Origin of the sequence: Corynebacterium sp. HMSC076C10 (assembly GCF_001812455.1) — a bacterium.
Classification (GTDB): Bacteria; Actinomycetota; Actinomycetes; order Mycobacteriales; family Mycobacteriaceae; genus Corynebacterium; species Corynebacterium jeikeium_D.
Window position 1 is genome coordinate 1 of the sequence record NZ_KV809131.1, and the last position, 6598, is coordinate 6598.

At 57.7% G+C, this 6598-nt stretch carries 7 protein-coding genes; 6 read left to right on the plus strand and 1 reads right to left on the minus strand.

Annotation, left to right across the window (positions count from 1 at the left end; genetic code table 11):
* Positions 1–259 precede the first annotated feature (259 nt).
* The 6 genes from HMPREF2857_RS06535 to tyrS are packed head-to-tail and all read left to right on the plus strand — an operon-like array spanning position 260 to position 5826.
* A complete protein-coding gene (locus HMPREF2857_RS06535; protein ID WP_070643227.1) occupies positions 260–1411 on the plus strand; it encodes a hypothetical protein in 1152 nt (383 codons plus the stop codon).
* A 6-nt stretch (positions 1412–1417) separates the two neighbouring features.
* Positions 1418–3049 carry a VWA domain-containing protein gene (locus tag HMPREF2857_RS06540; protein WP_070643228.1) on the plus strand — a complete coding sequence of 544 codons (1632 nt, stop codon included), beginning with the start codon at positions 1418–1420 and terminating at the stop codon, positions 3047–3049.
* A complete protein-coding gene (locus tag HMPREF2857_RS06545; protein ID WP_070643230.1) occupies positions 3036–3695 on the plus strand; it encodes a hypothetical protein in 660 nt (219 codons plus the stop codon). Before HMPREF2857_RS06540 ends, HMPREF2857_RS06545 begins: the two co-directional genes overlap by 14 nt.
* Positions 3685–3858 (plus strand): Trm112 family protein, encoded by a 174-nt coding sequence (locus HMPREF2857_RS06550; RefSeq protein ID WP_048732226.1) that lies wholly within the window; start codon positions 3685–3687, stop codon positions 3856–3858. Before HMPREF2857_RS06545 ends, HMPREF2857_RS06550 begins: the two co-directional genes overlap by 11 nt.
* Positions 3859–4509 carry a DNA-3-methyladenine glycosylase gene (locus HMPREF2857_RS06555; RefSeq protein ID WP_070643232.1) on the plus strand — a complete coding sequence of 217 codons (651 nt, stop codon included), beginning with the start codon at positions 3859–3861 and terminating at the stop codon, positions 4507–4509.
* 48 nt (positions 4510–4557) lie between these two features.
* Complete coding sequence (tyrS, locus tag HMPREF2857_RS06560) at positions 4558–5826, plus strand: tyrosine--tRNA ligase (RefSeq protein ID WP_210384776.1); 1269 nt, start codon at positions 4558–4560, stop codon at positions 5824–5826.
* 289 nt (positions 5827–6115) lie between these two features.
* Here tyrS and HMPREF2857_RS11245 read toward each other — a convergent pair.
* On the minus strand, positions 6116–6598 hold a 483-nt coding region (locus tag HMPREF2857_RS11245), incomplete at its 5' end, for a hypothetical protein (protein ID WP_210384777.1).

Below are 6598 nucleotides of genomic sequence, written 5' to 3' on the forward strand. Positions count from 1 at the left end.
CTGACCCTACCGGCCATTTTTCGGGCCATTTTTGTCATAAACGTAGTCAGTAACTCGGATTGACCCGCCGCCGACAGTAAACCCGTAATACCAGGGTGCCCCCCCGAAGTGACGCAGATTACTGATTATTTCTATATCTGTTGCCAGGTTTGGCCGGGTCTCTTACCATAATTTCATGGCGGAAAGTACGCGGTCGAGCGGTGGAAATCGCAGCTCACGAGATAAAAATAAAAATCAGAGTGGTAGCAAGAAAGGGTGCATGGGCCCGGGGGCAATTCTTGCAGTCATTTTGATTGTCATCGCGGCTGTTGCAGTCTATGTCGGTCGCGGCGGTAGTATTCCAGGTTTTTCTGGTGGCAGCTCCGGAGGAAACCGTGATTTCTTCGGTGGTGAAATGACCGTCGTCAAGGCGATTGTTGGCTCTGAGAAGAAGCCCTTCTTCGAAGACGAAGAGGTCCAGAAGGCTCTTGCCTCTCACGGCTATACGGTGGAAGTAAAGACGGCGGGTTCGCGTCGGATGGCCACGGATGTGGATCTGGATTCCTTCGACTTGGCGTTTCCGTCGTCGGCACCGGCAGCGGAGAAAATTGCCGAGAAGATGAGCGGCGCTGAGCGATACGACGTCTTCTACACACCGATGGCGATCGCTACTTTCGACAACATCTTGCAGGCATTGGCGCGGGAAAATGTTGCTCGCCAACAGGGCACTACGTGGCAGGTAGATATGGCAGCCCTGGCCACGATGCAGCACGACAATGTCCGCTGGCGTGACTTCGCGGAGAACGATTATCCGTCGCCGCGCACGGTGCAGATGTCCACGACGGACATTCGTTCGTCGAACTCGGCCGCAATGTACTTGTCGCTCATGTCTTGGATTACCAATGAAGGCCGGATTGTGTCTGACAATGGGCAGGTCAATGCGGTCTTGCCGGAGCTCACCCCGCTGTTCACCGGCCAGGGGTACACGGAATCCTCATCAGCTGGGCCATTTTCGGACTACCTCTCGCAGGGTGTCGGTTCAAAGCCAATGGTGATGGTCTACGAGTCGCAATTCCTGGGGGAGAACAGCGCCCCGAACAGCCGGTTGAAGCCGGAAATGCGCCTGGCGTATCCATCTCCGACGATTCTGAGTACTCACGTGGCGCTGGGCTTTAACGACAATGGAGCTGCGGTCGCACGGCTCCTCGCCGAAGACCCTGAGCTTCAGAAGCTGGCGGCCAAGCACGGTTACCGCTCCAGCCAGCCTGAGGCGATGGAGGAATTCCAGACGCAGTTGAAGACGGGCCAGGAGGTCTCCACCGATTTTGTGGACTCCATTGATCCGCCGAGTTTCGACATCCTCGAGCAGCTCATTGAGGGTGTTTCCCGTGGATACCAGAGCCCTCCGAGGCCGGAAACGGAAGAGGGGTAAAGCCGAATGAACATGTATAAGGCACCAACTGCCCTCCGCAAAATGCTTCTTGGCCTCGTCGGTGTGCTCGGCATCTTCGCTGTCGCGGCCTGCTCCGACGGTGGCCTGAACCTGCCGCTGGGCTCAGACGATGACAAGACGAACAAGATCAACGTCGATTCTGATCTCAAGGGCTCGACTATGCGCATCGCCGGGGCCACGGAGCTTGCAGAGCTCCAGCCACTGATGCAAAAGGCCTCCGACGACCTCGGTTTCACTATTAACCTTGAGCTTCTCGACGGCACCGTGAAGAACAGCCACGCGCTTGTCGCAGGCGAATTCGACAACCAATTTGACGCCACTTGGTTTGCTACCAACCGGTACGTTGATCTGCTCGGTGGGGCTGACAAGCTGGGCGAAGCCAAGAAAGTCGCCACCTCGCCGGTAGCCTTTGGTATCCATTCGGCGAAGGCTCGGGAGCTCGGTTGGGATACCAAGCAGCCGACGTGGGCTGAGATCGCGGAGGCTGCGTCGTCAGGCAAATTGACCTACGGCATGACCAACCCCGCGGAATCGAACTCGGGCTTCTCGGGCGTGGTGTCGGTTGCGACCGCGTTCGCCGACACCGGATTGGCGCTGACTACGGGGGATATCAACCGCACCACGCCTGAACTGCAGAAGTTCTTCGAGGGGCAGAAGATGACCTCGGGTTCGTCGGGGTGGCTGCGTGACAAGTTCCTGGATGAGTCGGACTCCGTCGATGCGCTCATCAACTATGAAGCTGTGTTGCAGCAGATGAATAAAGAGGGCGCTGACCTGGAAGTTGTTGTTCCGAGCGACGGTGTCATCAGTGCGGATTACCCGCTGACGCCACTAGCACAGCCCGCTAATGATCTCGCCGCGCGGCAGACGGAGGCACTCGGACAGTGGCTGGAAGCAAACTCGCAGGTTCTCGCCGACCACTTCCTGCGCCCGGTCTCCGATGACGCCAACCTGCCGGAAAGCATGACCAACAGCGTTATTATCGAGCTGCCGTTCCCGGGTGATCGCGCAGTCACGGATCGTCTCATTGAGGCGTACGACAATGACCTGCGTGTCCCCGGAGAGTCGGTCTTTGTTCTCGACACCTCCGGTTCAATGTTCGGGGAGCGCATCGCTGATCTACAGGCGACAATGCGCGCAATCGTCGACGGCAGTGCACGCACCGAAACGGGAAGCGTGGGGTTGCGAAACCGCGAGATCGCGACGATTCTGCCGTTCAGTACGACCGTCGGCGCGCCCACGACCACGACAATCGACGGTCCGGAATCGCGCGCGCAGCTCACCGCCGCCGTCGATGGCCTGTACGCAGAGGGCGAGACGGCGCTTTACGACGCACTGATTCAAGCCTTCGACCTTCTCGGCAGCTCGGATAAGAACTCCATCCCGTCTATCGTGGTGTTGACCGATGGTCAGGTGACGTCGGGCAAGAGCTTTGCGGAATTCCGCGATTTCTACCAGTCCAAGGGCGGGAATCTGCCGCCGGTATTCGTCATCCGTTATGGCGAGGCAGATCCGGGAGAAATGCAGGAACTTGCGAATCTGACCGGTGGTAAGGTTTTTGAATCCCGTGAGACCGAGCTTGCTGATGTGTTCAAGGAGATTCGTGGCTACCAGTAAATCCTCCGGCACTTCCTCCGGCACTTCTTCTGGCGGTGGCTTTCTCAACAGTCCCGCCAACATTGTCGGGCTCATCCTTGCCATCGCCGTCGTGCTGCTGCACCTGACCGTGGGGCTTGGTTTCCTGTGGCCGGTTGTTGCGATTGCGGCGTGGGGAGCATCTGTTGCGCTGTTGCCGAGGCAGAGCAAAGGGGCGCAGAAGTCCGTTAGTTCGGCGCCGAAGCCTGAGGTCCCACAGCGTCGCCCGCTCAATCCATCTGAGCTGCGTAGGAATCTTCACCGGACATTGGGCAGGCTTTTCGATGCCCAGCCTGGCGAAGCTCTTGGCAACGCCGCAAATGACCTGGGTGCGACGCTGGAATCCGTCCTGAGCGAGTGGAAGTATCTCAAAGATTATCCCGAGCAGAAGGTAGTCATCGGCGGCATTATCCAGGAGTACTTGCCGCAGACAGTCAACTCCTACCTCGCGGTCCCGGAGCGATTGCGTCACAAAGCCGAGAATCCGGCTCGGGAATCCATCGACCTGCTGCATTCCGCGGTTCAGAAGATCCAGGATGCAATCGGTCAGGACAACCTGATTGCTTTGGAAGGTCAGCGTGACACCCTGGCAATTCAGTTCGGTAAGGTAGTGGACTATGAGCCTTGATCCGAAACTCCTTGATATCCTCGCTTGCCCGCGTGACAAGGGGCCGCTTGAATACCTCGAAGATGAGCAGGTGCTGGTCAATCCTCGCCTGAAGATCGCCTACCGCATCGACGAAGGCATTCCGGTCATGCTTACCGACGAAGCTATCGCCTGGGACAAGTAATTGCCTTTCCCGCTTCCCGACGGCTACAGCGCCCTCGACCGCACTGTGCTGTCGGGAGCTCCCATTGAGGCTGCGAAGACACTGCTCGGCTGCGTAATTGTCATCCCCGCTGAGCATGTTATCGCCACCATCACGGAGGTCGAGGCCTATGGTGGCCCAGTTGACCAGCGCTATCCCGACCCGGCCGCGCACTGCTTCATGGGGTCAACCGCACGCAATCGCGCCATGTTTGGCCCGGCGGGACATTGGTATATCTACCGCTCCTATGGCATTCACTTTTGTGCCAACATCACCAGCGCTACGGACGGCACGGGCGGGGGAGTATTAGTCCGCTCCGTACGCATTGAGCAGGGCATGGATGCGGTGCGCCGTCGCCGCGGTGAAAAACCTGCGGTTGCGGGTCTCGGACGTGGTCCGGGCAATGTTGGTCAGGCGCTTGGCCTTGACTTAAATGACTATGGGGCAGATGCGCTGGATCCGTCGTCACGCGTGTTCGTGGCGCAGCCAGTGAACGTCGAGCTAGACAAAGACATCCACGCAGGCCCGCGTGTGGGCGTTCGGCGAGCGGCGAATCGGCCTTGGCGGCTGTGGCTTCCGGACGATTCCGTCTCAGCCTATCGGCGCCACAAGAAGGCGGTTGAGGAGTTCTAGGTCACCCTCGCGGTGAACGTCGGCAAGCGAAACGTTACGATAGGGGACGTGACTGAACAGAACATTATCGACGAACTACAGTGGCGTGGCCTGATTAATCAGTCCACCGATGTTGACGCGCTGCGCGAGGCGTGCGAAAGCCCCATTACTCTGTATTGTGGTTTTGACCCAACGGGCGATTCGCTGCACGCGGGCCACCTGGTTCCGATGATTATGCTGCGTCGTTTCCAGCTGGCCGGTCACCACCCAATTGCACTGGCAGGCGGTGCTACGGGCTTCATCGGCGATCCGCGTGATGTCGGTGAGCGTTCGATGCTTAGCCAGGACGCCATTGAGCACAACCTGGAGGCTATCAAGGGCCAGCTGCGTCGTTTCATTGACTTTGAGGGCGAGGCCCCGGCGACGATGGTCAATAATGCGGACTGGACTATGAACATGTCCGTCATTGACTTCCTTCGCGATGTCGGCAAGAACTTCTCCCTCAACACCATGCTCGATCGCGACACTGTGAAGCGTCGCCTCGAGTCCGACGGTATCTCCTACACCGAGTTTTCCTACATGCTGCTGCAGTCCAACGACTACGTGCAGCTGCGCCGCAACTACGATTGCGTGCTGCAGATTGGCGGCGGTGATCAGTGGGGCAACATCGTCTCTGGTGTCGATTTGAACAGGCGTATCGACGGCGCCAAGGTGCACGGCCTGACCGTGCCGCTGGTGACCGATGCGCAGGGTCAGAAGTTCGGTAAGTCTACCGGTGGCGGCAAGCTGTGGCTGGATGCTGAAAAGACCTCGCCGTACTCCTGGTACCAGTACTTCCTCAACGCTGGTGACTCGGTTGTTATTGACTACCTGCGTTGGTTCACCTTCCTGACTCAGGAAGAGATTGCTGAGTACGAGGTCGCTGTTGCGGAGCGCCCGTTCAAGCGTGAGGCACAGCGTCGTCTGGCTCAGGAGATGACCAACCTGGTTCACGGCGAAGAGGCCACCAAGGCAGTTGAGCTGGCAGCGCAGGCCCTGTTTGGGCGTGCTGAGCTGACCGAGCTGGACGAGGCCACCCTGGCAGGTGCCGTCTCGGAGACTGAGGTTGCGGAGATTGCAGAAGGTGAGCCGCGTACTGTCGTCGACCTTCTTGTTGCTGCGGGTCTTGCCAAGTCGAAGGGTGAAGCACGCCGCACCATTAAGGAAGGTGGCGCATACGCCAATAACCAGCGCATCGAGGACGAAGCGTGGGAGCCTTCTGCTGAGGACCTGCTGCATGGCAAGTGGATTGTACTGCGCCGCGGCAAGAAGAACTTTGCTGGTGTGAAGTTCGTGTAAGTGCTGGTTGGTCTTTGTGTAGGCGCGCTGCTGATCTCTCGATTAATTGGTGTTTATGCAGCTTGATTCTTTTTAGGTAGCTGGGCTAAGGCTCCGGGCAGGCTAGGGGATTGATGATTTCAGAATCATCTGCTCCTGGTCAGCTTGGAGCCTTAGTTGTTTTAAAGGGAGCGTAGAAGCCGAAGCAAAGGTGGTAGCGATGAGTCCAAGACATGAAAACCGTGCTGGACGGGGAGGCTCGTTGGTGGGTCGGATTATCGCGCGTTTCTCGAAGAAGTCTCAGCGTGCGTCAGAAACGGGCTCCGAACAAGCCCACGATTTTCAGGGTGAGGTTGCTTCTCGGCGGGTGAGCCCGCAGAGCACGCCAGGCCGATTGACGGTTGAAAACCCAAATGTGTTCTACACCGTTGAAGATAGGCAAAACGAAATCGTTATCCGTGAATATGATGCCTTCATCGGTGGCCTTTCCGACATGGTCGGACTGGAGGATGAATTCCAGCGGAATTTTTACGACCGTGAAGTCATTGTCAGGAAAACCACGGACAGTCAGCGAAAGGAGCGAATACATTCTTCCAGAGAAGCCTTCGAGGATTATCACCGAAGACTTCGTGGACAGTAGCTGTAGCTCTTCTTGGGTTTCATCAAAGGAGAGGACTGGCAGCTTCTGGTTAACAACTCTTTTGAACAGATGGGACGTTGATTCACGTCTGTCGACCTGGGGTTTTGTGTCTTTGGGTCGGGTGTGTGTAATGTATCTGGAGGTCAGCGTGGC